We start from the raw sequence: 1,283 nt of genomic DNA on the forward strand, positions 1-1,283 counted from the left end.
TACAGCACATCCCCCGGATTCAGGTTATTTGACTCGCGCAATGATGGATTGAGGCGGGCCAGCTGCGTGGCGCGGGACGCGTCGCCGTACCACTCAAATGCCAGCAGGGGCAGATTACAGCGGCGCGTCACCCGACGCTGTACCAGCGGCGGCAGCGCCAGTATCAGCCCACGGGCCTGCTCCTGAAGGGGCCAGGCACTTTCCTGCAGCGTGGCAATGATGGCCTGATCCTGACGGGTGTCCGGCGTACCGGCCTGCTCGCGAACGGCAGTGGCCATACGTGTGGAGACGGATGCCCGCTGGGCGGCAATAGCCTCAACTATCAGGGTGCGTACGTCGCCGGTAATGCGCTCAATATCGGTTGAAGACAGCGTCGGGGAGGCGATTTCATTCACAAAGATGTCGCTTGCCGTGTCGGTCATTTCGCTGACGGCCACCAGGCGGATGGCCTGGTTAATCATCTCCGTATCGCTCTGCGGCATCACGCTGGCGTGGCGCAGGGTGGAGGCGAACACGCTGCCGGAGGACATGGTCTGCTGGGCGGTAGTGCGCTGCGCCGGTAATGTCAGCATGGTGTTCTTCAGCCCGGTCAGGGCGTTCCAGTCCGACAGGCGCGAAGCCTCGCTCAGCGACAGCCGTTCAGTGAATGCGCCGGTCAGGTGCTTCAGGTCGGAGATAAAGGCTGTCGGGTAGTCCAGATAGTCGAGGGCACTGCCGATGGTGGACTGCACCTCGTTTGCCAGGGCGTTTACCACGTATTCCGCTGAGGCAATGATATTGGTGACGCGGGCAATGTCCTGCTGAATGTTGCGCAGCGTATCCATTGCGTCCCCGAACCAGCTGATCGCGCTGTCAAAAATACTGTCGCCGTCCGCTTCGTAATGGGTGGTGGCAAACAGCGCATCGGGTTTACCGCTCTCCACAAAGACCAGGTCGACGATGACGGCGTTAACCGGCTCCACCTCTTCGCCGTCCCGGTACGGGTAAGCATAGGTCACGGTGTCCTTTGCCAGCGTGTCGCGGGTAAACAGGCAGTCAAACTCCACGCCCCGGAACGAGGCAGGCATCAGGAGGTCAACCCCCAGCGCTGAAGCAATCTCGTTAATCGTATTCGCCACTATTTCCTCCTCGAATCAACATCAATCCGGCGCAATACCGTATCTGTCACCTCGCGGCTGTCGAGGTAAATATTAGCCACAATCGGTTGCTGCGGTCCCTGCGGGCCGTAGGGAACATTTGCACCAGCAGGCTCCCGCCTTTACTGGTAGAGTTTTAGGACGTGG

1 protein-coding gene is annotated in these 1,283 nt (G+C 60.2%); it reads right to left on the reverse strand.

Annotated features, from left to right (window positions below):
* On the reverse strand, positions 1-1,118 hold a 1,118-nt coding region (locus BBW68_RS11940), incomplete at its 3' end, for a DNA circularization N-terminal domain-containing protein (protein WP_070135533.1).
* Between the last annotated feature and the right edge of the window lie 165 nt (positions 1,119-1,283).

This window comes from Candidatus Erwinia dacicola, assembly GCF_001756855.1.
In the GTDB taxonomy this organism is placed as follows: domain Bacteria; phylum Pseudomonadota; class Gammaproteobacteria; order Enterobacterales; family Enterobacteriaceae; genus Erwinia; species Erwinia dacicola.